Raw genomic sequence first — 24,143 nt, forward strand, 5'->3', positions numbered from 1 at the left:
ACCGGCCGAGGCCCGATGCTGGTTCCGTGATGGACGAGACGGAGTTCTGGGAGCTGATCGACTCCACCCGGGAGGCCGCCGAGGGTGACCCGGAGGAGCAGGCCGACGCGCTCCTGGACCGGCTGCTCCGGCTGGACCCCGAGCTGGTACTGGACTTCGCCCGTCACTTCGAGGCCCGCTACAACCGCGCCTACCGCTGGGACCTGTGGGGAGCGGCCTGGCTGCTGCTGGACGGGTGCAGCGACGACGCGTTCGACTTCTTCCGGTGCTGGCTGATCGGCCAGGGCCGGGAGGTGTTCGAGGGGGCCCTGCACGAGCCGGACGCGCTGGCCGAGCTGCTGGACGAGTTCGACGAGGAGATCGACGGCGACGGCGAGGAGCTGGGATACGCGGCGGACGAGGCGTACGAGCAGCTGACCGGCACCGTCGCCCCCGATCTGGGCATCGCCCCGGCACCCGCCGAGCCGGCGGGCACGCCCCTGGACCTGGAGGACGACCGGGCCCTCGCGCAGCGCTACCCCCGCCTGTGGGAGCGGTTCAGGGGGTGAGGCCGGGGTGGCGCGTCGGAGCCGCGTCGGCCTGGTCGAGGGCGGACGCGGGGACCGCGACCGGGCCGGGGAGCACGGTCAGGACCGCGCACAGCACCGCCCAGGGACCACCGCGGTCCCGGGCCCGCCCACCGCGCCGTGACGCGACTCCGTCACGCCTCTCCGTACCGCTCGTCCGTCCCCGCCTCAGGGTCCGCCCGCGCCGTCCTGCCCGACCGGAGGAGCGGGACTGGGCACGGACCGTGTGCCGTCCGCGGCGGGGCCGCGGGGGCGGTGGGGGCCGGCCGGGCGGTCGGGCGGGGGCCGGCCCGGGCGGTCGGTGGGGATCCGGCCGAGCGTGCGGGCGGGGATGCCGACGGGACGGTCGGCGGGGGCGGGGCCGAGCGCCCGCCAAGGGGCCGGCTGAGCGGTCGGCGGGCGCTGGAGGGACCGCGTCCCGCCCGTGATGTGCACTGTGCCACTTGATGGAACCATCGTCCTGGTCCGGGTCGTTTCCCGGGGTACACACGTACATGACCGGTTCTGCCGCCCGGGGGCCGCGCCAGGGCGTGTGCTGATCAGCGGACCGATCCCGCCCGTACCGAGGGGTCCGAGAGAAAGGCGGCTCCGTGGACCTGCTGGACCTGCTGCTCCTGCTGCTGATCGTCGTCTACGCGGTGTCCGGTTACCGGCGCGGGCTGGTGGCCGGCTGTGTCTCGCTGGCCGGGTTCGTGGGCGGCGCGGCGGTCGGCGTGTGGCTGCTGCCGTGGGTGACGGGCCAGGTGGCGCGGGGTACGGCGGCGGCGACGGTGCTCGCGGTGGTGACGGTGCTGCTGCCGGGGGTGGTGGGGCACGCGCTGGCGGGCCGGCTGGCGCTGCGGCTGCGCGGGGAGCTGGACCGGGGCCCGCTCCGGGTGGCGGACGGGGTGGGGGGCGCGGCGGCGAACTCGGTCGCGGTGCTGGTCGTGGCCTGGGTGGCGGCGAGCGTGCTGGGCGCGGCCCCGGCGCAGCCCCTGACGGCGGCGATACGGAACTCCACACTGCTCGGCGCGGTGCAGCAGGCGATGCCGCAGACCACGCCCGCCTGGTTCTCCCGGGCCACCTCCGCGCTGGCCGAGGCGGGCTTCCCGCAGGTGTTCAACCCGTTCGAGAACGAGTCGACGGCCCGGGTGGCCCGGCCGACCGGGGACAGCGTCACCCCGGCGGCGGCGCGCGCGGCGAGGCTCAGCTCGGTGAAGGTCGAGGGCACCGCGGGCGCGGAGGGCCGGGAGGGCAGCGGGTTCGTGTACGCGCCGCAGCGGGTGATGACCAACGCGCACGTGGTGGCCGGCATCGACGACCCGGGCGTGCGGGTGGGCGGGGTGGGGCCGTCGTACCCGGCGCGGGTGGTGCTCTTCGACCCCGACCGGGATGTGGCGGTGCTGTACGTGCCGGAGCTGCGGGCGCCGGTGCTGCGGTTCGACCCGGGCGCCGCGCGCGGGGACGCGGCCGTGGTGGCGGGCTACCCGCAGAACGGGTCGCTGGACCTGCAGGCGGCGACGGTGGGCGGCCGGGTACGGGCGACCGGCCGGAACATCTACAACGACCGCACGGTCACCCGGGAGATCTACTCGGTCCGCTCCACGGTCCGGCCGGGCAACTCCGGCGGGCCGCTGCTGACGACGGACGGCCGGGTGTTCGGGATGGTCTTCGCCCGGTCCACCTCGGACGCCGAGACGGGGTACGCGCTGACGGCGGCCGAGGTGGGGGGCGACGCCCGGCGCGCGGCCACGGCGACGGCCCGGGTGGACACCGGCGCGCTGGTCGACTCCTAGCCGGTTGCCGTCCGGCTCACGGGGTTGCCGGACCTACAGGCCGAGGCCCATGCACACGTCGTCGACGTACCGGCCGTCGATGAGGAACTCCCCCGGCAGCACGCCTTCGACGGCGAACCCCTCGGACGCGTACAGGGCGCGGGCCGGGGTGTTGTGCCCGAGCACACGCAGGGTGAGGCGGCGCGCCCCGCGCCGGCGCGCCTCGGCGACGGCGGCCCGGACCAGCGCGCGCCCGACGCCCCGCCCGCGGGCCTCGTCGGCGACGGCGAACCCCTGGACCGACAGGACGTGCGCGTTGGAGGGGAGCGGGGTGGGGCGGGTGAGGCGGATGTAGCCGAGGAGACGTCCGCCGGACTCGGCGACGAGGAAGTCCTCCGGCCGGTGCCGCGCGTCGAAGAAGGGCTGGTAGGGCGGCTGCGGCTCGGGGGCCACGGCGTGCAGGGTGGACCACGTGTCCCGGTCGAGGGCGGCGAGTTCGTCCTCGTCGTCGGCGTGGGCGAGGCGTATGGAGGGCTCCGGCATGACGGTCACCCTACGGCGCGCGGTTCGCACCGCCCCAACGGGTTGACGACCGGCCGTACGGTCATGCTGGTGCCATGGAACGTTCACGCATCGCGGTGGCCGGCGCGTCCGGCCTGATCGGCAGCGCCCTGGTGCGGTCCCTGACCGCGGACGGGCACGAGGTGGTACGGCTGGTGCGCCGGGCGCCCCGGGGCGCGGACGAGGTCCGCTGGGACCCGGAGCGGGGTGACGTCGACGCGGCCGGGCTGACCGGGTGCGACGCGGTGGTGAACCTGGCGGGGGCCGGGGTGGGCGACCGGCGCTGGACCCCCGGGTACAAGCGGGTCATGCGGGACAGCAGGGTGCTGGGCACGGCCGCGCTGGCCGAGGCGGTGGCCGCGCTGCCGCGTCCGCCGCGGGTGTTCGTGAACGGCAGCGCGATCGGCTTCTACGGCGACACGGGCGACCGGGTGGTGGACGAGGAGGCGCCGCCGGGCGACGGCTTCCTGGCCGGGCTGTGCGTGGAGTGGGAGGAGGCGGCGGCACCCGCCGAGGAGGCGGGGGTGCGGACGGTGTTCGCCCGCACCGGCCTGGTGGTGGCGCGGGGCGGCGGGGCCTGGGCGCGACTGTTCCCGCTGTTCCGGGCGGGGCTCGGGGGCAGGCTGGGCGACGGGCGGCAGTACTGGTCGTACATCGCGCTGCACGACGAGGTGGCCGCGCTGCGGCATCTCATCGACCACGACGGCCTCGTCGGCCCCGTCAACCTGACGGCTCCGCAGCCGCTGACCAACGGTGAGATCACCGCGGCGATGGGCCGGGTGCTGCACCGGCCGGCGGTGTGCGCGGTGCCCGCCCCGGTGCTGCGGGCGGCGCTCGGGGAGATGGCCGGGGACGTACTGGGCAGCCAGCGGGTGGTGCCGAGGCGGCTGCTGGAGTCGGGGTTCCGGTTCGCCTTCCCGGGCATCGACGAGGCGATCCGCGCGGCCGGGTGACACCGGCGAACGGAAGTGACCGTATGCGACCTCTATGCGACCGTGCCCTGTTGATGCGCGACTGCTACTGACCGATCACGGCCCTAACCTCGACCCGAACTCGGGTATTCGTGGCGCCAGTTGGGGGCATGACGTCTCCACCGGCCGCGCAACCACAGGAGGGGCCTCGTGCTTGAGCCCGCGTACCAGGTGGACGTCGTCATCGTGGGAGCCGGAATCGCCGGTCTCTCGGCGGCCCATCGGCTGACCAGTGCAGGAATCACCACCGCGGTCCTGGAGGCCGCCCCGTACGTCGGGGGCCGCATGTCGACCGAGAAGGTCGACGGCTTCCGGCTCGACCGGATCGGGCAGCTGCTGTCCACCTCCTATCCCGAACTCCGCCTGTCCCCGGGGCTGGACGCCCTGGCCCTGCGCCGCTTCGCGCCGGGCGTCCTGCTGCACCGCGACGGCCGCACCCAGCGCGCGGGCGCGCCGGCGGCCGGCGGGAGCGCACGGAGCGCACGGGGCGCACGGGGCGCACGGGGCGCACTTCATGTGGTGCGCGCCCTCGCCAACGCCCCCCGCAGTGCGGCGGCCACGCCCGCCGCGCCGGTGGGCGGCGCGGTGGACCAGGCCCGGCTGGGCGCCGCGCTCGGCCGGATCGCGGCGACCCCCGTCGAACGCCTCCTGGCCCGCCCCGAGATGCCGGCCGCCCAGGCGCTCGCCCAGCTCGGGGTGCCGCCCCGCACCGTCGACGGCTTCCTGCGCCCGCTGCTGGCCACGCTGCTGTGCGACCCGGGGCTGACCACGTCCAGCAGGTGCGCCGACCTGGCGCTGCACGCCTTCGCGAGCGGCCGGCTGTGCGTGCCGGAGGGCGGCGCGGAGACGCTGCCGGTGCTGCTGGCCCGGGCGTTGCCGCCGGGCACCGTGCACACCGGGGTGCGGGTCACCTCGGTCTCCACGACCTCGGTGGCCACCGCCGAGCACGGGGAGATCCGCTGCCGGGCGGTGCTGCTGGCGACGGACGCGCGGGCCGCGGCCGAGCTGCTGCCGGGGCTGAGGATTCCGGACTTCCACCCGGTGACGGTCGTCCACCACACCACCGACGACCCGGCGGCGGTCCTCGCCACGGGCAGCTCACTGCTCCTGGACGCCGACCGGGGCGGACCGGTCGCCCACACGGCCGTACTCAGCACCGTGGACCCGAGCCGGGCGCCGGCCGGCCGCGCCCTGATCTCCTCCACGGTGCTGGGCACCCCGCCGGAAGGGGTGGACACGGCGGTCCGCATCCACCTCTCCCGCCTCTACGGCACCTCCACCCGCCGCTGGGAGACCCTGGCCGTCCACCACACCCCCGAGGCGGTCCCGGCCATGCGCCCCCCGCACGACCTGCGCCGTCCGGTACGCCTCCTGGCCGGCCTCTACGTCTGCGGCGACCACCGCGACACCAGCACGGTCCAGGGCGCCCTCCACTCGGCCCACCGGGCGGCGTCGGCCGTCCTGGCGGACCTCGGCGCGGCGGGCTCGATGCACAGCGCGGACCCGGCCCCGACGATGCCTAGGGCGGCGTAGGCGCCCCTGGGCGCGGGCCCGCACCCGGCGCACCACGGTCGGCGGCACGCGCCCCTCACCCCAGCGCCGCCACCCTCTCCCGGTACACCCGCACCGGCGCCGCGTCCCGGTAGGGCTCCAGCCGGCGCTCGAAGTCCCTCACGTACTCCACGGCGCGAGCCGACCGCATCTCCGCGGCCTGCCCCGCCGCCTCCGCCGCCAGCGCGCACGCCTGGTCGAGTTCGCCGAGGCCGAGCCGGGCCGTGGCGAGGACGATCCGGCAGAACAGCCGGCTGCGGGCGTGGACCGGCGCCCGCAGCTGGAGCGAACGCTCGGCGTGCTGCGCGGCGGCCCGGAACTGCTGGAGGTCGCGGTGACAGTGGCCGAACTCGTCGGCGAGCTGTGCCTCGTCGAAGAACCCGGCCCAGTACGGCACCTCGTCCCCGGGCCGGGCCGTCTCCAGGGCGCGCTCGGCCCGCACCAGCGCCGCGGTGCACGCCCGCACCTCGCCGAGGACGGCGTGTGCCCGCGCCTCGGACGCGTGCAGCAGCGCCTGCACGACCGGGACGGCGCCGCTGCCGACGCCCTGCTGGGCGACCCGCGCCAGCTGGACGGCCTCCCTGCCGTGGCCGAGGTAGACGGCCTGGCGGCTCATGGTCACCAGGACGTACGAGCCGTAGGCCCGGTCACCGGCCGCCTGGGCGAGCCGCAGGGCCTGGACGAAGTAGCGCTGGGCGAGCCCGTGCGCGGCGATGTCGTACGAGGTCCAGCCCGCGAGCCGGGTCAGGTCGGCGGCGGCGCCGAACAGCCGGCGGCCGGTCTGCTCGTCGTAGGAGCCGCGGAGCATCGGCTCGCACTCGTGCTCCAGGTAGCGCACCAGCGCCTGCCGGGCGTGGCCGCCGCCGAAGCGGTCGTCGAGGGTGCGGAACAGCTCGCCCACCGAGTGCAGCGCGGCGATGTCACCGCCGGTGACCCTGTGCCCGGTGGCACGCTCGGCCTGCCCGCGCACCCGGGGCGGCAGCAGCGGCTGGGGCTTGGCCGCGCCGGGCCGCCCCTGCGGCGGTACCCGGGGCGCCGGTTCGCGGGCCACCCGGTCGTCGGCCTTGCCGATCAGCCAGTCCCGGCTGGGCACCACGAGCCCGGCCGGGGTGAAGGCGATCTTGCGCAGCTCGGCGTGGCTGCCGGAGTCCTTGCGCCACAGCCCGCTGACGATGTCGACGGCCTCCTCCGGGGTGGCCGCGAACTCCAGCCCGGCGTACACCGGCGCGCAGGCGTCCAGGCCGAGGTCCTGCGCGGTGAGCCGGCGTCCGAGCCGGCGGGTGAACACCTCGGCGATGAGGGCCGGGGTCGTCCCGCGCGGCTGCTGTCCGCGCAGCCAGCGGGTGACCGATGTCTTGTCGTATCTGAGATCCAGCCCGTGCTCCAGGCCGAGCTGGTCGACGCGACGGGCCAGACCCGCGTTGGAGAACCCCGCTTCTGCGATGAGCGCGGCGAGTTGGCGGTTGGGGGTGCGCTGCGCGGGTCGGTCCGTCATCTGCGGTGCGGTCTCCTGCCTTCCGGGCCTGTCGACGTGCCCGGATTGCCTTTGAGCAGCCCTTATGGCCTCACGAACGGCGCGAATGTAGCGGAGAGTGAGCAGACGGTCGCATACTTCCCCGGGCATTCATCCGATCGTGTGAGGAACGCCCGTAGGGCTGACGTACTCCGGTCGGACGTACAGTGGCGTGGGCGCGAAACATGCCTGACACACCCATCGCCGAGGGAGGCGCTTGCCGTGAGTGAGTTGCGGTTCGTCCGCATGGGCTTCGGAGCGGATGCCGTCGAGTACCAGCGGGCCTGGGACGAGCAGCGCCGGGTGCACGCGGCCCGGTTCGCCGACGAGGTCCCGGACACCGTGATCCTGCTGGAGCACCCCCCGGTCTACACCGCCGGCCGGCGCACCGAGGACAGCGAGCGCCCGCTCGACGGCACTCCGGTCATCGACGTGGACCGCGGCGGCAAGATCACCTGGCACGGCCCGGGCCAGCTCGTGGGCTACCCGATCCAGAAGCTCCCCCGCCCGGTGGACGTGGTCGCGCACGTACGGCGGCTGGAGGAGGCGATCATCCGCACCTGCGCCGAGTTCGGCCTGGAGACCACCCGGGTCGAGGGGCGCAGCGGGGTGTGGGTGCTCGGCGACCCGGTCGAGCAGCGGCCGAAGCTCGGCGGGCTCTCCCTGGACTTCGACCCGCGGCTGCAGGACGAGGAGTTCGACCCCCGGCTGAACGGCCCGGAGTACGCCCCCTCCAACGCGGGCCAGCGCCGCGAGGACCGCAAGATCGCCCAGATCGGCATCCGGGTGGCCAAGGGCGTCACCATGCACGGCTTCTCGTTCAACGTGAACCCCGACATGAAGTGGTTCGACCGGATCATCCCGTGCGGCATCCGGGACGCGGGCGTCGCCTCCCTCACCGGCGAGCTGGGCCGGGACGTCACCATCGAGGAGGTCCTCCCGGTGATCGAGAAGCACCTGCGGGACGTCCTGGAGAACGCCGAGCTGAAGCCGAGGGTGATCGAGGCGGCCTCCGCCTGATCGTCCGTGGGGGGAATGCGCCCTGCGACTGCGGGGTTGGCCTCTGCGGCAGGGCGCGAACAGTACGGGCGTACCCTGGTGTGCGCCGAAGAATCGAAGTCACAGGGAGCCGACGTGTCCGCAGTCTCACCCGACGGACGCAAGATGCTGCGCCTGGAGGTCCGCAACAGCCAGACCCCCATCGAGCGCAAGCCCGAGTGGATCAAGACCCGGGCGAAAATGGGCCCCGAGTACTCGAAGATGCAGAACCTCGTGAAGAGCGAGGGGCTGCACACGGTGTGCCAGGAAGCCGGCTGCCCGAACATCTACGAGTGCTGGGAGGACCGCGAGGCGACCTTCCTCATCGGCGGCGACCAGTGCACCCGGCGCTGTGACTTCTGCCAGATCGACACCGGCAAGCCCGAGGCGCTCGACCGCGACGAGCCGCGCCGCGTCGGCGAGTCCGTGGTCACGATGGACCTGAACTACGCCACCATCACCGGCGTCGCCCGTGACGACCTGGAGGACGGCGGCGCCTGGCTGTACGCCGAGACCGTGCGCCAGATCCACCAGCAGACCGCCGGCCGCGAGGGCGGCCGCACCAAGGTCGAGCTGCTGGCCCCCGACTTCAACGCGGTCCCGGAGCAGCTGGCGGAGGTCTTCGCCTCGCGTCCGGAGGTCTTCGCGCACAACGTCGAGACCGTCCCGCGCATCTTCAAGCGGATCCGCCCCGGCTTCCGCTACGAGCGCTCGCTGAAGGTGATCACCGAGGCCCGCGACTACGGCCTGGTCACCAAGTCGAACCTGATCCTCGGCATGGGCGAGACCCGCGAGGAGGTCAGCGAGGCGCTGCGGCAGCTGCACGACGCGGGCTGCGAGCTGGTCACCATCACCCAGTACCTGCGCCCGTCCGTCCGGCACCACCCGGTGGAGCGCTGGGTGAAGCCGCAGGAGTTCGTGGAGCTGAAGGAGGAGGCCGAGCAGATCGGCTTCTCCGGTGTGATGTCCGGCCCGCTGGTGCGGTCCTCCTACCGCGCCGGACGGCTGTACCGGATGGCCGTCGAGCAGCGCCGGTCGGCCGCTCCGCAGCAGGGTGGCTCGTACGTCGCCGCCCAGGCGGTGTGAGCCGAGCGTGTGAATTCACGCACAAGCACTTACCGGCCAGTAATGGCCGAGTCGACGCGGTCCCGGCCGTCCTCGCTGATGAGGGCGGCGCCGGGGCCGCGTCGCCGTTCCGGCGCGCCCCATACACGCTTCACGGGCGTTTGACCGGCGGGTCACGCCCTGGTAACACCAATCAGTGACCCTGGTATCACGCCCCGTATCACCACTGCTCCGAGGGGGGACCTCGCTCATGCAGGCCGCACCCGTACGCGCCACCGCCATCCCGTCCTTCACCGACGCCCTCCGGGCCGTCGAGTCCCTGCTCATGAGCGGCGGACAGCGCACCGCCCGCCACAACGCCTGGACCTCCGTCCTGGAGGACCGCCGCCGTGCCAAGGACCGGGTCGAGGCCGAAAGGTTCCTGCAGCAGGCCTCCGGCCGCTCCTGACGCCTCCGCGCCCGCCGCCCCGGCTGCCCCGCCGGGCACTGCCGTCGTCCTCCGCTCCCGGGGACACGTAGACTTCGTGGCATGGCGAGGAAGGAAACCGCGGCGGACGCCGCGAACGCAGGGCGACTGAAGCAGATCGCCCTCACGTACAAGATGACCCGCAAGGCCGACACGAAGATCGGTCTTGTACTCGCGGCCGTCGGCATCGGCACCCTCGGTGTCTTCCTCGCGATCGGCTTCCTGATCGGTCACCCGGTCTACCTGGGCATCTTCGGCCTGCTGATCGCCCTGCTGGCGACGGCGATCGTGTTCGGCCGCCGGGCCGAGCGGGCCGCCTTCGGCCAGATGGAGGGCCAGCCGGGCGCCGCCGCGGCCGTGCTGGACAACATCGGCCGGGGCTGGACGACGACGCCGGCGGTGGCGATGAACCGCAGCCAGGACGTGGTGCACCGGGCCGTCGGCAAGGCGGGCATCGTGCTGGTCGCCGAGGGCAACCCGAACCGGGTGAAGAGCCTGCTGGCCGCCGAGAAGAAGAAGATGAACCGCATCGTCGCGGACGTCCCGGTGCACGACCTGATCGTCGGCACCGGCGAGGGCCAGGTCGAGCTGAAGAAGCTCCGCACCACCATGCTGAAGCTGCCGCGCGTGCTGACCGGCCCCCAGGTGACCACCACCAACGACCGGCTGCGGGCCCTGGGCGACCTGATGAGCAACATGCCGCTGCCGAAGGGTCCCATGCCCAAGGGGATGAAGCTTCCCAAGGGCGGTCCGCGGGGCCGCTGAGCCTGACACGCCGCCCAACGGAGTATCCGCCCGGTAATCGGGTCATGCGCTCCTAGCCTCGGCATGTGACAAAACGACACATCGCGTACCTGGCGTGCACCACGGCTCTCGTCGGCGCGTTCACCGGGACCACCCCGGCGTCGGCCGCCCACCGGACCCTCGTGGTGCACCCGGGTGAGTCGATCCAGAAGGCGGTCAACGCCGCCAAGGCCGGCGACACGGTCTTCGTGCTCGCCGGCACCTACCGTGAGAGCGTCACGGTGAAGACGCCGGGCCTGACCCTGCGCGGCGCGGGCCCCGGCACCGTCATCCAGCCCTCCAAGAAGAAGACCAAGCCCGCCCCGCACGGCACGAAGGCCGGCAAGAAGGCCGCCGTCACCTGCCTTTCGGACGGCAACGGCATCTGTGTCGTCGGGGGCAAGAACAAGCCCCTCCAGGGCGTCACCGTCTCCGATCTGAAGGTGGCCGGGTTCGCCCGCAACGGCCTTTTCTCCATGGGCACCGACCGGCTGACCGTGAAGCGTGTCATCGCCGAGCGCAACGGCCAGTGGGGCATCGCCCAGGAGCACTCCACCCGCGGGCTGTTCCGGAACAACACCGCCCTGGGCAACGGGGACGCGGGGCTGTTCCTCGCCAACAACGTCAAGGCCGAGCAGGGCGCCGCGGACAGCAAGGGCGCGGTGGTCGACCACAACCGGCTGCAGGACAACCGGATCGGCATCACCGTCCGCCGCCTGCGCAACCTCTCCGTCACGCGCAACTACGTCACCGGCAACTGCGCGGGCGTGTTCGTCGTCGGCGACGAGAACAAGCCGCGGGCCGGCGCCCTCACCGTCAGCGACAACCTGGTCGTGCAGAACAACAAGTACTGCCCGAAGACCGCCCGGCTGCCCTATCTGAAGGGCTCCGGCATCGTGCTGACCGGCACCGAGAACGCCCTGGTGACGCGGAACCGGGTCACCGGCCACCAGGGCAAGTCCCCGCTGTCGGGCGGCATCGTCCTGTTCAAGAGCTTCGTCGGCGCCCCCAGCGAGAAGAACCGGATCACCGGCAACCACCTGGCGGACAACTCCCCGGCGGACCTCGTCAACCAGGAGACGGCCAAGAGCGGCAACGCCTTCACCGGCAACTCCTGCCGGGCCTCCAAGCCCGCGGGCCTGTGCTGACCGGACGGCCGTACCCGATCCACGCAAGGAAGGAAGGCGGCACATGACCGCACCATCCCGCGCGCCCTCGGCTCCTCCCGAGCCGGGAGCACCCCCCTCCCCTCCCCCGTCGATGCGGCTGCGCGAGCTGGCGTTCGGGGCGGCCTGCGCCGCCGCGGTCCGCGCCGCCGCCCGGCTGGGCGTCGCCGACGCGCTCGGGGACGCTCCCATGACCGTGGAGACCCTGGCGACGGCGGTGCACACCCAGCCGGGTCCGCTGCGCCGGCTGCTGCGCGCGCTGTCCTGCTACGGCGTCTTCGCCGAGCGGCCCGACGGAACGTTCGCCCACACGGAGATGTCCCGGCTGCTGCGCGAGGACGACCCGAACAGCCTGCGGGCCATCGCCATGTGGTGCACCGAGCCGTGGACCTGGGACGCCTGGCCGCTGCTCGACCAGGCGGTGCGCACCGGCCGGAACGTCGTGGAGGACCTCTACGGCAAAGAGTTCTTCGCCTACCTCAACGAGGACGCCCCCGAGTCCGCGGACGTCTTCAACCGCGCGATGACCCGCTCCAGCGAGCAGTCGGCGCGGGAGGTGGCGGCCCTGCTGGACCTGTCCGGCAGCCGCTCGGTCGCCGACATCGGCGGCGGCCAGGGGCATGTGGTGGCGAGCCTGCTGGACAAGTACCCGGCCATGCAGGGCAGCCTGCTCGACCTGCCCCGGGTGGTGGAGAACGCCCTGCCCCGGCTGCGCGAGGGCGGCGACCTCGCCGACCGGGTGCGGATCGTGCCCGGTGACGTCCGGGAGGCGGTTCCGGTCGAGGCCGACGCCTACGTCATCAAGAACATCCTGGAGTGGGACGACGAGAGCACGGCCCGGCTGCTGCGCAACGTCGTCGAGGCGGGCGGCCCCGGCACCCGGGTGATCGTCATCGAGAACCTGGTGGACGACACCCCCTCGATGCGGTTCAGCACCGCGATGGACCTGCTGCTGCTCCTGAACGTCGGCGGGGCCAAGCACACGACCGACAGCATGGTCGGGCGGCTGGAGGCGGCGGGGCTGGCCGTCGGTGAGATCCAGCCGGTCAACCCGTTCCTGCACGCGTTCGACTGCATCGTCCCCGCATAAGCGGCTCCCCCGCGCCCCAAGGGGCGCGGGGCTCGCTCACCGTGCGGCTCCGCCGCGCGGGCGTGACCAGCCACGACCGGGCGCGGACGACCGACAGCCCCGTCGCGGCTTCCCCGGCGGAGCGCTCAGTCGCGCTCCCACAGGTAGAAGCGCTCGGCCATGGCGTCCTTCGGGGACCGCCAGGTCTCCGGGTCGTACGCGCTCACGTACGCCGAAAGCCGCTCGCTGACCTCCCTGAACTCGGGGTGGGAGGTGATCTTGGCGATGGCCGGGCCGGGCTCCCGGTCGGACTCGATGAGGTGCATGTACACATCGCCGAACTGGAAGAGGCTGCGCCGGGCGACACCGACGAGGTGCGGCAGCTCTCCCCGGTCGGACTCCGCGAACACCTTGGCGATGTCGGGGGCGGAGCCCGGGGCCATGCGGGCGACGATCAGGGCCTGGTGCACGGTCGTCTCCTGTCGTCCGGCTCAGTCGGCGATGGCCGTGGCGGGCCGGTGACCGGATGCCGCCTTCTCGATCTTCTCCCGGATCAGCTCCAGCTGGACCTTGGAGTTGCTGTTGATGTTGTCGGTCATCCAGTCGTCGTCGACGGGCGCGTCCGGCTTCATCGCGAAGTCCTGGGTCCAGACCATCCGGGTGCCGGCGGGGACCTCCTCGTACCGCCAGTGGATGTTCATGTGGGCGAAGGGCCCGGTCTCCACCCGGCGTGCCTTGACGGTCCGGGTGGCGCGGTCCGGCTCCCGCTCGGAGACCCAGCTCCAGACGGTGCCGTTCTCGTCCGGGTGCATGGTGAGCCGGAAGGTCGTCTTCTCGCCCTCCCGCTTGAGGATCTCCACCGACGCGTACTCGCTGAACAGCTGCGGCCAGCGTTCCAGGTCGTTGGTCATGTCCCAGACCAGGTCCAGGGGGGCGGCGATGGTGATCTCGTTCTGGGTGTGTCCTGCCATGTCAGGCTCCTGCCATCAGGGTGCTGTTGACGAGGTTGAGGAACTGCTGGGGTGTCTTGCAGCGTTCCGCGTCGACCGGCATCGGGGTGCCGTGCGTGTTCTCCAGCTCGCCGACGATGCCGAGCAGGCCGAGCGAGTCGACGCCGAGGACGTCGAACCCGGTGTCCGGCTTCTCCTTGAGCTGCTCCGGGCTGACGGTGACCCCGGCGGCCTTCTTCATCAGCGCGGAGAGTTCTTCGACGGTGATCTCGGGCATGGTGCTTCCTCCTTCTCTGTGCTCACTGCCTTTTCTGTACTCACTGCGCGGTGCCGCGTCGCAGCACCAGCGCCGAGTTCGACCCCATGAGTCCGCGGCTGAGGACCAGCGCCGTCCGCAGTTCGGCGGCGCGGGCCCGGCCGGTGACGAGGTCGAGGTCGTGGCAGACGTCGAAGACGTTCGGCGTCGGCGGGATCAGTCCGTGCTCCATCGCGAGCACGGCCGCCGCGGTGTCCAGTACGGGGGCCGCGCAGTACCCCCGGCCGGTCCCGGTCTTCGGCGCGGTGACCGGGACCCGGGTGCCGTGCTCGCCGAGGGCGTCGGCCAGGGCCAGCGCCTCGGCCCGGTCCGCCTCCGGGACGCCGAGGGCGTCGGCGAAGACGACGTCGATCTCCTCGGGAGCGCAGTCGGCCTCGCGCAGGGCCTGCCGGACGGCCTGGGCGAGACCGTCGCGGGACTCCGCCCAGCGGGAGGCGCCGGTGAAGGTCGCCCCGTGGCCCGCCACGTAGGCCCGGATCCGGGCGCCGCGGGCCCGGGCGGTGTCCGCGGCCTCCACCACGAGCATCCCGCCGCCCTCGGCGGGCACGAACCCGCAGGCCCCGTCCGTGAACGGGCGGTACGCCCGGGACGGGTCCGTCTCGCGGCTCAGTTCCTCGTAGCCGAGCTGGCAGACCATCGAGTACGGCGCGAGCGGCGCCTCGGTGGAGCCGGCCACGATCACGTCGGTGCCGCGCCGTACCGCCCGGGCCGCGTGGGCGAGGGCGTCCAGACCGCCGGCCTCGTCGGAGGCGACGACCGAGCAGGGTCCCTTGAAGCCGCGGCGGATGGACACCTGGCCGGTGCTCGCGGCGTAGAACCAGGCGATGGACTGGTACGGCCCGACGAACCGGCTGCCCTTGCCCCACAGCTGCTGCAGTTCGCGCTGGCCGAACTCACCGCCGCCGGATCCGGCCGCGGTGACCACACCGATGGAGTAGGGCGCGTCGGGCACGCTGGCCGGCCCGAGCCGGGCGTCGTCCAGCGCGAAGTCGGCCGCGGCCATGGCGTAGTGCGTGAACCGGTCGGTCTGGACGAGGAAGCGCTCCTCGATCGTCGCCGCCGGGTCGAAGGCGCGGACCTCACCGGCCACCTTGAGGGGAAGGTGCTCGCAGCCCTCGCGGGTGATCCGGTCGAGGACGCTGAGGCCCTCCTGGGTGGATTTCCAGAAGGTGCCGGTGGTGGTGCCGTTGGGCGCGACCACACCGATGCCGGTGATGGCCGCCTGCCGGTCCTGCGGTTCGCTCATCGTGTCCTCACTCCCTCGGCCGGGTCAGGATCACCGCGGACTGGAAGCCGCCGAACCCGCTGCCCACGGACAGCACGCTGCTCAGCTTCCGTTCGCGGGCGACGCGCGGGACGTAGTCCAGGTCGCACTCGGGGTCGGGGATCTCGTAGTTCGCGGTCGGCGGGACGACCTGCTTGGCGAGGGCCAGCACACAGGCGACCAGCTCGATGGCGCCGATCGCCCCGAGGGAGTGCCCCACCATGGACTTGATGGAGCTCATCGGGGTGTCGTAGGCGTGGTGGCCGAGCGCCCGCTTCACGGCCGCCGTCTCGTGGCGGTCGTTCTGCCGGGTGCCGGAGCCGTGCGCGTTGACGTAGTCGATCGCCGTGGGGTCGAGCCGCGCCTGGTGGAGGGCGGTGTCTATGGCCCGCGCCATCTCCAGGCCCTCCTTGGTCAGGCCGGTCATGTGGTAGGCGTTGCCGAAGGTGGCGTAGCCGCCGAACTCGCAGTACACGTGGGCACCGCGGGCCCGGGCGTGCTCCAGTTCCTCCAGGACGAGCACCGCGCCGCCCTCGCCCATGACGAAGCCGTCACGGTTGTTGTCGAAGGGCCGGGAGGCGTGCGCGGGGTCGTCGTTGTTCGGGGACGTGGCCTTGATCGCGTCGAAGCAGGCCATGGTGATCGGGGAGATCGGGGAGTCCGACGCCCCCGCGATGCATATGTCGGCCCGGCCCTCCTGGACGGTGTGGAAGGCGTAGCCGACGGCGTCCAGTCCGGAGGTGCAGCCGGTGGAGACGGTCTGCACCGGACCCTGGGCGCCGAAGCGTTCCGCCACCGCGGAGGCCACGGTGCTCGGCGAGAACGCCCGGTGCAGCTGCGGCTCCGCCTCGGCGTGGTCGACGTCCCAGCGCTGCCCCCGGTGACTGACCAGGACGTAGTCGTGCTCCAGCCGGGTGGTGCCGCCGACGGCGGTGCCCAGGGAGACACCGACCCGCCAGGGGTCCTCCCGGGCGAGGTCGAGACCGGAGTCCCGGACCGCCTCCTCGCCGGCGACCAGGGCGAACTGTATGTACCGGTCCGCCCGCTCGACCTGCTCGGCGTCCAGGCCGTGGGCGGCGGGGTCGAAATCGCACTCGGCGGCGATCCGGGACCTCAGCCCGGTCGGGTCGAAGAACGTGATGCCCCGCGTCGCGGTACGGCCTTCGGCGAGCAGCTCCCAGAACGCCGGTACGCCGATCCCGCCGGGGGCGACGACGCCTATGCCGGTGACCGCCACGCGCCGGTTCATGAGCGGACCTGTTCCCGCTCGGCGGTGACGGGGGTCTCCTCCGTGTCGACGTGGCCGAGGGCCGGCCGGGGGGCCAGCGGGCCCAGGTGGAAGACGATCCGCGCCTCCACGTTGCCGACGTTGCGGAACCGGTGCCGCATGTTGATGGGGATCATCAGCCCCTGCTCGGGCCGCAGCGGGTGCGGCTCGCCGTCCAGGTCGACCTCCAGCTGGCCGCAGAGGACGTACACGAACTCCTCGGAGTAGGGGTGGTAGTGCTCCCCGATGCGGTCGCCGGGCTGCACGATGGCCACCCCCATGAAACCGCTGGTGGAACCCACCGTCGCCGGGCTGAGCATGGCGCGCAGGTCGCCGCCGCGCCGGGTGTTGGGCTCGATCTCGCTGAGGTCGATGATCTTCGGAAGGGGTTTGATCACGGCGTTCCTCCGTTGGGTGTTCCGGGCCTGCCGGGTCAGGCGTCGGGCGAGTGGCGGTCGGTGACGAGGTCCATGCCGACGGGCTCGCCGTCCAGCAGGCAGCTCAGCGCGGCCTGCCGTGCGGGCTCCGGCAGCTCGGCCCGGGCGCCGGGGCCGGGGCGTACGTCGACCAGCCGTACGACGACGTCGTCGCGCTGGAAGATCGTGCTGCGCAGGACCGGGCTGTCCGGGTCCTCCGCCGCCGCCTCGTCCTGCTGGGCGAGCAGCTCGGCCAGCCGCATCCCGTCGCCCGGGCGGGCCGGGTAGTACAGCGCCCTGCGCTCGCCCTCGGTGAGTTCGTCCGCGGTGACGTGGTGCACGGCCGGCAGCGCCGCCCGGGTGAAGAACACCCGCGCCGACTCCTGGTCGTTGAGGTCCCGCTCCTGCTCCAGGTACGGGTTGATGGCCTCCTCGACGGCCCGCACCTCCGGCTGCCGGGCGACGTGCCGCAGCGCCGCGAGCAGGTCGCCGCGCACCTCGATGGCCCGCACGACGCGGTTGCCGTGCATGAACAGCGAGGTCCGGCACAGCCGGGTGGTCTCGTCGACCTTCGCCCGCGGCGAGGCGTAGTCGGCGAGGATCCGCTTGACCTCCGCCTCGCTGCCCGGCTTGACCGTGAAGGTGAGCGCGTGCCGGATCACTCCGTCGCCGATCCGAGGTGACGTCTGGAGCCGGCGCCGTGCCCCGGAGGCGGCGGCCTCCTCGCCGCCGGTCTCCCGGACGATGTGGAAGCGCAGCGAGCGGGTGTCCCGGACGCAGCTGTGCAGCGGCTCCACCATCCGGACGTGCTCCTCGCTGTTCACCCAGGTGAGGAACGGCGGGGCGCTCTCCCACTCGCTGGTGATGAGCCATTGGGAGGGATTCTCGATCGACTGGCACAGCTGGTCGCTGACATGGCCGGGCACCTGCGCCACCTGGTTGCACAGTTGCTCGTAGGCCTCCAGGAACTGCTGCTGGGCGCCGTCGTGGACGTCCACGAGCAGGACGACCCGGAGACGGGAGCCGTCGAACACGGACTGGGAGACCCGTTTCGACACCTGACGCGTCGACGGGGCCGAAATCATTTCCGACGTGGTGGTGGTCATGCTGCGCATCTCCTTCACGGGGGCAGAGGCGAACGCCGGCGGCCGATGACGCGACGTCAGCGCTTCTTGATCCTGTGCCGCTTCCCGCGGTGTGCGCGACTCGCGTGAACCACGTGGGTGATTGAGCACGCGAAACCCGTCCCACAGGGCACAGAAAGAGCAACGCGCCTCACATCCCACTCCTGCCTCTGGAGCCCCGATGCAGCAGAAAGCCGATCACCAGGTGCCCGTCCTCGTCGTGGGCGGCTCCCTGGTGGGCCTGTCCCTCTCCCTGTTCCTGGGCCGTCTCGGCGTACCGCACATGCTCGTCGAGCGGCACTCCGGGACCTCGATCCACCCGCGTGGCCGCGGCAACAACCTGCGGACGATGGAGCTGTACCGGGTGGCCGGCATCGAGCCGGACATCAAGGCGGCGGCCTCGCTGCTCGCGGACAACCACGGCATCCTCCAGACGCCGACCCTGGCCGGAGACGCCGGCGAATGGCTGTTCAGGGAGATCGACCCGGGCGGCGGACTGGCGAGGTTCAGCCCCACGACCTGGTGCCTGTGCAGCCAGAACGATCTCGAACCGGTGCTGCTGAAGGGGGCCCGCGCGCTCGGCGGGGACCTGCGCTACTTCCACGAGATGGAGGGCTTCGAGCAGGACCCCGAAGGGGTGACGGCGTTCGTCCGGGACCGGGACAGCGACACGATGTACACCGTCCGCGCGGACTACCTGGTCGCGTGCGACGGCCCGCGCAGCCCCGTACGGCGCCGGCTCGGCATCGGGCAGAGCGGGCCCGGGGACCTCTTCGCCAACGTGAGCGTCACCTTCCGGTCCAAGCTGCTCGCCGACGCGGTCGGCGACCGGCACTTCATCTGCTGCTACCTCACCAACCCGGAGGCCGACGGCGCCCTGCTGCCCGTCGACAACAAGGAGCACTGGGTCTTCCACGCCCCCTGGCACCCGGAGCACGGCGAGACGCTGGAGGAGTTCACCGAGGAGCGGCTCCAGCGGCACATCCGGCTGGCCGTCGGCGTCCCCGACCTCGACATCGAGGTCACCGGCAAGGCGTCCTGGCGTGCCGCGGAACGCGTCGCCGAGCGGTACTCGGCCGGCCGGGTCCTGCTCGCCGGCGACTCCGCGCACGAGATGTCCCCGACCGGCGCCTTCGGCTCCAACACCGGCATCCAGGACGCCCACAACCTGGCCTGGAAGCTGGCCGCCGTCCTCGACGGCTGGGCCGGACCGGGCCTGCTGGACACCTACGACACCGAGCGCCGGCCCGTCGCCCTCGCCACCAGCGCCCGCGCCTCGGCGCGCTCGGTGGAGCACGCCCACCCCGGTTTCGCCCCCACGCCCGGCGTCGGCGGCGGCCCGCGCAGCGGCATCCTGCCGGTGGTCCTCGCCTACCGCTATCCGGAGGGGGCGGTCCTCGGCGCCGACGCGGCCCATCCGGTCGTGCCCGACGGGGTACGGCTGACCGCGGACCCGGGCAGCCGGGCCCCGCACCTGTGGCTGCGCCGCGCGGGTGAGCGGCTCTCCACGGTCGACCTGTACGAGCGCTCCCTGGTGCTGCTCTGCGACGCGGGCTCGGCCGCGGGGCAGGCCTGGCACTCCGCCGCCCGGAGCATCGCCGGCTCGGACGGCGTACGCCTGGAGGCGTACCGGATCGGCACCGGGCCGGACGCCGACCTGACCTACGACGGCGAGGGCCCCGGAGGCGGCACCGACTGGGCGGCCGCGCACGGGACGACGGCGGACGGGGCGGTGCTGGTGCGGCCGGACGGGTTCGTGGCGTGGCGGGCGGCGGGAGCCGCGGGGGACGCGGAGGGGGAGCTGCGGCGGGTGGTGGCGGCGGTGCTGCGGAGAGGCTGAGCGCGTGGACGCGCGTGAGCCCGGTGACCGACGGTCACCGGGCTCACGCGCTCAGATCGGTCCCCGGCTCAGATCCGTACCTCGACCGTCTTCGCCAGCCGGTCGTGCAGGCCGCGGCCGTCGCGGTCCCAGACCAGGGCGGGGAGGGCGAGGCACAGCAGGACCGTGCGCAGCAGGGCGCGCCCCGGGCTGACCGTGCCGGTCTCCAGGGCCACGACGCGGATGCCGAAGAGGCGCTTTCCGGGGGTGAAGCCGACGGTGCCGACGGTCAGGGCGCTCAGGACGAAGAAGACACCCAGCGCCCAGTTGCTCGTGGCGGGGCCGTAGCCGTGGGTGATCAGGCCGTATGCGATCAGGACGCACAACGCCCAGTCCACGGCGAGCGCGCCGAGCCGCCGTCCGGGCCGTGCGACCGAGTTCGGGCCGTGCTCCGGGAGGCCGAGCTGCTCGCCCCGGTAGCCGAAGTCCGCGCCCGCCTCCTCCATGGCCGCGCGGGGGCCGGAGAGCCACGATCCGATTGCCTGCCTGTTGTCCACCCGTCCACGGTACTGCGCCCGGTTTCGGGCACTACGCGCAGGGGGGGCGTCGGGGCTACCGTGGACCTGTGGCTGGTTAACTTCTGCGAAACAAACGGGTCACGCCCGAGAAATCACCCGTCCCTAGGGTCGAGACCAGCGTGTGCCACCGCACTGGCCGCACGAACGATCTACCACCCCGGCGCGGACGGTCGGGAGTAGGAGGAGCTGGATGTTCCAGAACGCCGACGAGGCCAAGAAGTACATCGCGGACGAGGACGTCAAGTTCGTCGACGTCCGCTTCTGCGACCTGCCGGGTGTCATGCAGCACTTCACGTTGCCCGCGGAGGCGTTCGACCCCGACGACGAGCAGGCCTTCGACGGGTCGTCGATCCGTGGTTTCCAGGCCATCCACGAGTCGGACATGGCCCTGCGCCCCGACCTGTCCACCGCGCGCATCGACCCGTTCCGCCGGGACAAGACGCTCAACATCAACTTCTTCATCCACGACCCGATCACGGGCGAGCAGTACTCCCGTGACCCGCGCAACGTGGCGAAGAAGGCGGAGGCGTACCTGGCGTCGACGGGTATCGCCGACACCGCCTACTTCGGCCCCGAGGCCGAGTTCTACGTCTTCGACTCCGTCCGCTTCTCGACGGGCGCGAACGAGTCCTTCTACCACATCGACTCCGAGGCGGGCGCCTGGAACACCGGCGCCCTGGAGAACAACCGCGGGTACAAGGTCCGCTACAAGGGCGGCTACTTCCCGGTCCCGCCGGTCGACCACTTCGCCGACCTGCGCGCCGAGATCTCCCTGGAGCTGGACCGGCAGGGCCTGAAGGTCGAGCGCCAGCACCACGAGGTGGGCACCGCCGGCCAGGCGGAGATCAACTACAAGTTCAACACGCTGCTCGCCGCCGCCGACGACCTGCAGCTCTTCAAGTACATCGTGAAGAACGTGGCCTGGCGCAACGGCAAGACCGCGACCTTCATGCCGAAGCCGATCTTCGGTGACAACGGCTCCGGCATGCACGTGCACCAGTCCCTGTGGAGCAACGGCGACCCGCTGTTCTACGACGAGGCCGGCTACGCGGGCCTGTCGGACACCGCCCGCTACTACATCGGCGGCATCCTCAAGCACGCCCCGTCGCTGCTGGCGTTCACCAACCCGACGGTGAACTCGTACCACCGCCTGGTGCCGGGCTTCGAGGCCCCGATCAACCTGGTGTACTCGCAGCGCAACCGCTCCGCCGCGATGCGTATCCCGATCACGGGTTCCAACCCGAAGGCCAAGCGCGTCGAGTTCCGCGCGCCCGACTCCTCCGGCAACCCGTACCTCGCCTTCTCGGCCCTGCTGCTCGCGGGCCTGGACGGCATCAAGAACAAGATCGAGCCGGCCGAGCCGATCGACAAGGACCTGTACGAGCTGGCTCCCGAGGAGCACGCGAACGTCGCCCAGGTCCCGACCTCCCTCGGCGCCGTCCTCGACTCGCTCGAGGCCGACCACGAGTTCCTCCTCCAGGGCGACGTGTTCACGTCCGACCTGATCGAGACGTGGATCGACTTCAAGCGCACCAACGAGATCGCCCCGCTCCAGCTCCGCCCGCACCCGCACGAGTTCGAGCTGTACTTCGACGTGTGACGGACGCCCCTGGGCGCCGACCGGGCCCCGTCGCTCCCTCGTGGGCGGCGGGGCCCGCCGTTTCCGCGCCCGGCTCGGCTCGCCTCGGCTCAGCTCAGCTCAGCTCAGCGAGGAAGCCGAGGGGACGACCACGCCGTAGAGGTCCGTGACGGTGGCGAGGGCGCTGTGGTGGAGCTGGGCCGCGGGCACCTCGGTCAGCGGGGTCCGCAGGGGGCGGGTCGCGCAGGTGTCGGCTGCCACGGTGGGGCGGTTGCCGCGCAGGAAGGCGCCCTGGGCGGTGGACAGGACGCACATGTGGGTCATGAAGCCGGCGATCACGACGTCCTGGCGGCCGGCGGCGTCCACGTGTTCACCGAGGTCGGTGCCGTGGAACGCGTCGGGAGCGGTCTTGACGACGACGGGTTCGCCGTCGAGGGGGGCGACGCGGGGATGGATGCGGCCGATGTCCGTGCGGATGTCGTACGGGGTGCCCTCGCCGCCGTCGTGGATCACGTGGACGATCGGGGCGCCCGCGGCCCGCGCCCTGGCCAGCAGGTCGGCGGCGGCGTCGAGGGCGGCCTCCCAGCCCTCCAGCTCCATGACGCCCCTCGTGTAGGTGTTCTGGTAGTCGACCAGGATCAGCGCGGAGTCGGCGAGCGAGGCCGGGGTCTGGTCGAGGCCGTTCAGTGCGCGCAGGGTCGTCGTGGGCATGGCACGCCCTTTCGTCGTGGGTGGGTGTCGTGGGTACGACGATCACGCTAGGAGCCGGGCCCGTATGGCGGCAATGTCAGGTAACTTGCAGATCCGGACATCGGGCGGGCGACCAGGGGGCGATCGTGGGCGAGGTGCGGCGGCTCGTCGTCGTCATGCTGTTCGAGGGCGTGGACCTGCTGGACGTCACCGGGCCACCGGAGGTGTTCGCCCTGCTGCGGCGGGAGACCGGGGACGACGGCGGGTACCGGGTGGTGCTGGCCGGCGCGAGCATGGACCCGGTGACCACCGCCGCGGGCGTGCGGGTCCTGCCCGATCTCACCTTCGAGGAGGCGTCCGGGCGCGCCATCGACACCCTGCTGGTGCCGGGGTCGGTCGAGGTCGACGGGGAGGGCCGGGTGCACGCGCTCGCCGATGCCGGCGTCGTCGGCTGGGTGCGGGCCCTCGCCGCCCGGAGCCGGCGCATCGCCTCCGTCTGCGTGGGCGCCCACCTGCTGGCCGCCGCCGGGCTGCTGGACGGCAGGCGCGCCACCACCCACTGGTCGACCGCGCAGCAGCTCGCCGCCGACCATCCCTCGGTCGAGGTCGACGCCGACCCGATCTTCATCCGGGACGGCGGGGTGTGGACCGGCGCGGGCATCACCGCCTGTCTGGATCTGTCCCTCGCGCTCGTCGCCGAGGACTTCGGGGAGGCCGTCGCCCTGCGGGTCGCCCGCCAGTTGGTCATGTACCTGAAGCGGCCGGGCGGGCAGAGCCAGTTCAGCGTCCCCGTCGAGCCCGTCTCGACCACCCCGCGCATGGCCGGGCTGCGCCACTTCGTCGCCGAGCACCTCGCCGGGCCGCTGACCATCGCCGACCTCGCCCGGCACGCCCATGTCAGCGAACGCCAGCTGACCCGCGTCTTCAAGACCGAACTCGGCATGACCCCGGCCGCCTACATCGAGGCGGCCCGCGTCGAGGCGGCCCGGAACCGGCTGGAGACCACCGACGACACCCTGGACCGGGTCGCCTCCGCGTGCGGTTTCGGTACGACGGACACGCTGATCCGGGCGTTCCGCCGCAAGCTGGACACCACGCCCACCGCCTACCGGTCCCGTTTCCGCCGTTCCGGATGACGGGACGACCTGCCGGGCCGCCCTGTGCAACCTTTCTCGCTTCTCAAACTTCCTATTGTCGGGGGATCATGCCCCCGGACTCTGTCGGACGAGAGAGGTTGAACGGGGATGCCCGAACAGGACGAGTGGGAGCGCGAGTTCGATCACAGGTGGGCGAACTCGGCCGAGCACAAGGAGCCCTCCGCCCGGGCCCGGATGCTCGCCGCCCGCTGGAAGGAGAACCCGCCGGAGCCGGCGCCCTTCCGTGCCGACCCGGACCCGGTGCCACGCCGGTCCTCCTGGGTGTCGACGGCCGTGGTGCTCGGCTGTGTGGCCGTGGTCATCGTGCTGCTGGGCTACGCGCAGATGCGCTCGCCGTACTGACGAACGGCGACGGCGACGGCGACGGCGACGCCACCGGCACGGACGCGGACGCGGACAGAGCGGGCGGGGAGTGATCTTTGCCCGGCCCGGGGCCGTTCCGGACCGCTTCATGGGAATCGGCAGGTGCACACTGGACAG

Annotated in this window: 25 protein-coding genes; 14 read left to right on the forward strand and 11 right to left on the reverse strand. The window is 72.7% G+C overall.

Annotated features, from left to right (window positions below):
- Positions 1-29 precede the first annotated feature (29 nt).
- Together ACZ7N4_RS01230 and ACZ7N4_RS01235 are read left to right on the forward strand one after the other, a co-directional pair.
- Positions 30-548, forward strand: a complete 519-nt coding sequence (locus tag ACZ7N4_RS01230; protein WP_471353129.1) for a DUF4240 domain-containing protein — start codon at positions 30-32, stop codon at positions 546-548.
- 608 nt (positions 549-1,156) lie between these two features.
- The gene (locus ACZ7N4_RS01235; RefSeq protein WP_471352445.1) at positions 1,157-2,341 is read left to right on the forward strand and encodes a MarP family serine protease; all 1,185 of its coding nucleotides are present in this window, start codon (positions 1,157-1,159) and stop codon (positions 2,339-2,341) included.
- Between the two features lie 33 nt (positions 2,342-2,374).
- Here ACZ7N4_RS01235 and ACZ7N4_RS01240 read toward each other — a convergent pair whose 3' ends face one another.
- On the reverse strand, positions 2,375-2,863 hold the full coding sequence (locus ACZ7N4_RS01240) for a GNAT family N-acetyltransferase (RefSeq protein ID WP_471352447.1): 489 nt from the start codon (positions 2,861-2,863) through the stop codon (positions 2,375-2,377).
- A 74-nt stretch (positions 2,864-2,937) separates the two neighbouring features.
- Between ACZ7N4_RS01240 and ACZ7N4_RS01245 the strand changes: the two genes are divergently transcribed.
- Together ACZ7N4_RS01245 and ACZ7N4_RS01250 are read left to right on the forward strand one after the other, a co-directional pair.
- A complete protein-coding gene (locus ACZ7N4_RS01245) occupies positions 2,938-3,834 on the forward strand; it encodes a TIGR01777 family oxidoreductase (protein WP_471352449.1) in 897 nt (298 codons plus the stop codon).
- A 168-nt stretch (positions 3,835-4,002) separates the two neighbouring features.
- Entirely contained in the window at positions 4,003-5,385 is a 1,383-nt protein-coding gene (locus tag ACZ7N4_RS01250) for an NAD(P)/FAD-dependent oxidoreductase (protein WP_471352451.1), read from the forward strand.
- Positions 5,386-5,440: 55 nt separating this feature from the next.
- Here ACZ7N4_RS01250 and ACZ7N4_RS01255 read toward each other — a convergent pair whose 3' ends face one another.
- Positions 5,441-6,898 carry a regulator gene (locus ACZ7N4_RS01255; RefSeq protein ID WP_471352454.1) on the reverse strand — a complete coding sequence of 486 codons (1,458 nt, stop codon included), beginning with the start codon at positions 6,896-6,898 and terminating at the stop codon, positions 5,441-5,443.
- A 240-nt stretch (positions 6,899-7,138) separates the two neighbouring features.
- Here ACZ7N4_RS01255 and lipB point away from each other — a divergent pair, with 240 nt between their 5' ends.
- From lipB to ACZ7N4_RS01285, 6 genes are all read left to right on the forward strand, one after another.
- On the forward strand, positions 7,139-7,936 hold the full coding sequence (lipB, locus tag ACZ7N4_RS01260; protein WP_471352456.1) for a lipoyl(octanoyl) transferase LipB: 798 nt from the start codon (positions 7,139-7,141) through the stop codon (positions 7,934-7,936).
- 114 nt (positions 7,937-8,050) lie between these two features.
- A complete protein-coding gene (lipA, locus tag ACZ7N4_RS01265; RefSeq protein ID WP_471352458.1) occupies positions 8,051-9,040 on the forward strand; it encodes a lipoyl synthase in 990 nt (329 codons plus the stop codon).
- A 229-nt stretch (positions 9,041-9,269) separates the two neighbouring features.
- The gene (locus tag ACZ7N4_RS01270; RefSeq protein ID WP_471352460.1) at positions 9,270-9,467 is read left to right on the forward strand and encodes an SCO2195 family GlnR-regulated protein; all 198 of its coding nucleotides are present in this window, start codon (positions 9,270-9,272) and stop codon (positions 9,465-9,467) included.
- A gap of 81 nt (positions 9,468-9,548) precedes the next feature.
- A complete protein-coding gene (locus tag ACZ7N4_RS01275; protein ID WP_471352463.1) occupies positions 9,549-10,250 on the forward strand; it encodes a DUF4191 domain-containing protein in 702 nt (233 codons plus the stop codon).
- A 65-nt stretch (positions 10,251-10,315) separates the two neighbouring features.
- Complete coding sequence (locus tag ACZ7N4_RS01280) at positions 10,316-11,416, forward strand: right-handed parallel beta-helix repeat-containing protein (RefSeq protein WP_471352465.1); 1,101 nt, start codon at positions 10,316-10,318, stop codon at positions 11,414-11,416.
- A gap of 43 nt (positions 11,417-11,459) precedes the next feature.
- Positions 11,460-12,524, forward strand: coding sequence for a methyltransferase (locus ACZ7N4_RS01285; protein ID WP_471352467.1), 1,065 nt, complete (start codon positions 11,460-11,462; stop codon positions 12,522-12,524).
- Between the two features lie 125 nt (positions 12,525-12,649).
- Here the strand turns inward: ACZ7N4_RS01285 and ACZ7N4_RS01290 are convergent, their stop codons facing one another.
- Genes ACZ7N4_RS01290 through ACZ7N4_RS01320 form a run of 7 tightly spaced genes read right to left on the reverse strand, consistent with a single transcriptional unit; the run spans position 12,650 to position 17,831 of the window.
- On the reverse strand, positions 12,650-12,973 hold the full coding sequence (locus ACZ7N4_RS01290; protein WP_471352468.1) for a TcmI family type II polyketide cyclase: 324 nt from the start codon (positions 12,971-12,973) through the stop codon (positions 12,650-12,652).
- Positions 12,974-12,994: 21 nt separating this feature from the next.
- The gene (locus tag ACZ7N4_RS01295; RefSeq protein WP_467924554.1) at positions 12,995-13,474 is read right to left on the reverse strand and encodes an SRPBCC family protein; all 480 of its coding nucleotides are present in this window, start codon (positions 13,472-13,474) and stop codon (positions 12,995-12,997) included.
- A 1-nt stretch (position 13,475) separates the two neighbouring features.
- Positions 13,476-13,730, reverse strand: coding sequence for an acyl carrier protein (locus tag ACZ7N4_RS01300; RefSeq protein WP_467924556.1), 255 nt, complete (start codon positions 13,728-13,730; stop codon positions 13,476-13,478).
- 40 nt (positions 13,731-13,770) lie between these two features.
- Positions 13,771-15,015 carry a beta-ketoacyl synthase N-terminal-like domain-containing protein gene (locus ACZ7N4_RS01305; protein WP_471352470.1) on the reverse strand — a complete coding sequence of 415 codons (1,245 nt, stop codon included), beginning with the start codon at positions 15,013-15,015 and terminating at the stop codon, positions 13,771-13,773.
- A 7-nt stretch (positions 15,016-15,022) separates the two neighbouring features.
- Complete coding sequence (locus tag ACZ7N4_RS01310; RefSeq protein WP_471352472.1) at positions 15,023-16,282, reverse strand: beta-ketoacyl-[acyl-carrier-protein] synthase family protein; 1,260 nt, start codon at positions 16,280-16,282, stop codon at positions 15,023-15,025.
- Positions 16,279-16,674 (reverse strand): cupin domain-containing protein, encoded by a 396-nt coding sequence (locus ACZ7N4_RS01315; protein ID WP_471353131.1) that lies wholly within the window; start codon positions 16,672-16,674, stop codon positions 16,279-16,281. Before ACZ7N4_RS01315 ends, ACZ7N4_RS01310 begins: the two co-directional genes overlap by 4 nt.
- 59 nt (positions 16,675-16,733) lie before the next feature.
- Positions 16,734-17,831 (reverse strand): SchA/CurD-like domain-containing protein, encoded by a 1,098-nt coding sequence (locus ACZ7N4_RS01320; RefSeq protein ID WP_471352474.1) that lies wholly within the window; start codon positions 17,829-17,831, stop codon positions 16,734-16,736.
- A 190-nt stretch (positions 17,832-18,021) separates the two neighbouring features.
- Between ACZ7N4_RS01320 and ACZ7N4_RS01325 the strand changes: the two genes are divergently transcribed.
- Positions 18,022-19,680, forward strand: a complete 1,659-nt coding sequence (locus tag ACZ7N4_RS01325) for an FAD-dependent oxidoreductase (protein WP_471352476.1) — start codon at positions 18,022-18,024, stop codon at positions 19,678-19,680.
- A gap of 68 nt (positions 19,681-19,748) precedes the next feature.
- Here the strand turns inward: ACZ7N4_RS01325 and ACZ7N4_RS01330 are convergent, their stop codons facing one another.
- Complete coding sequence (locus tag ACZ7N4_RS01330) at positions 19,749-20,216, reverse strand: RDD family protein (RefSeq protein WP_471352478.1); 468 nt, start codon at positions 20,214-20,216, stop codon at positions 19,749-19,751.
- 211 nt (positions 20,217-20,427) lie between these two features.
- On the opposite strand from ACZ7N4_RS01330, the gene glnA reads away from it, so the two are divergent.
- Complete coding sequence (glnA, locus tag ACZ7N4_RS01335; protein ID WP_471352480.1) at positions 20,428-21,837, forward strand: type I glutamate--ammonia ligase; 1,410 nt, start codon at positions 20,428-20,430, stop codon at positions 21,835-21,837.
- Positions 21,838-21,936: 99 nt separating this feature from the next.
- Here the strand turns inward: glnA and ACZ7N4_RS01340 are convergent, their stop codons facing one another.
- Positions 21,937-22,527, reverse strand: coding sequence for an isochorismatase family protein (locus ACZ7N4_RS01340; protein WP_471352482.1), 591 nt, complete (start codon positions 22,525-22,527; stop codon positions 21,937-21,939).
- A gap of 155 nt (positions 22,528-22,682) precedes the next feature.
- Between ACZ7N4_RS01340 and ACZ7N4_RS01345 the strand changes: the two genes are divergently transcribed.
- Both ACZ7N4_RS01345 and ACZ7N4_RS01350 read left to right on the forward strand, forming a co-directional pair.
- Positions 22,683-23,642: a GlxA family transcriptional regulator gene (locus ACZ7N4_RS01345; RefSeq protein WP_471353133.1), complete on the forward strand. Its 960-nt coding sequence runs from the start codon at positions 22,683-22,685 to the stop codon at positions 23,640-23,642.
- A 108-nt stretch (positions 23,643-23,750) separates the two neighbouring features.
- Complete coding sequence (locus ACZ7N4_RS01350; protein WP_471352484.1) at positions 23,751-24,005, forward strand: SCO2583/SCO2584 N-terminal domain-containing protein; 255 nt, start codon at positions 23,751-23,753, stop codon at positions 24,003-24,005.
- Positions 24,006-24,143 lie beyond the last annotated feature (138 nt).

It is taken from the genome of Streptomyces sp. NPDC107654 (assembly GCF_055639035.1).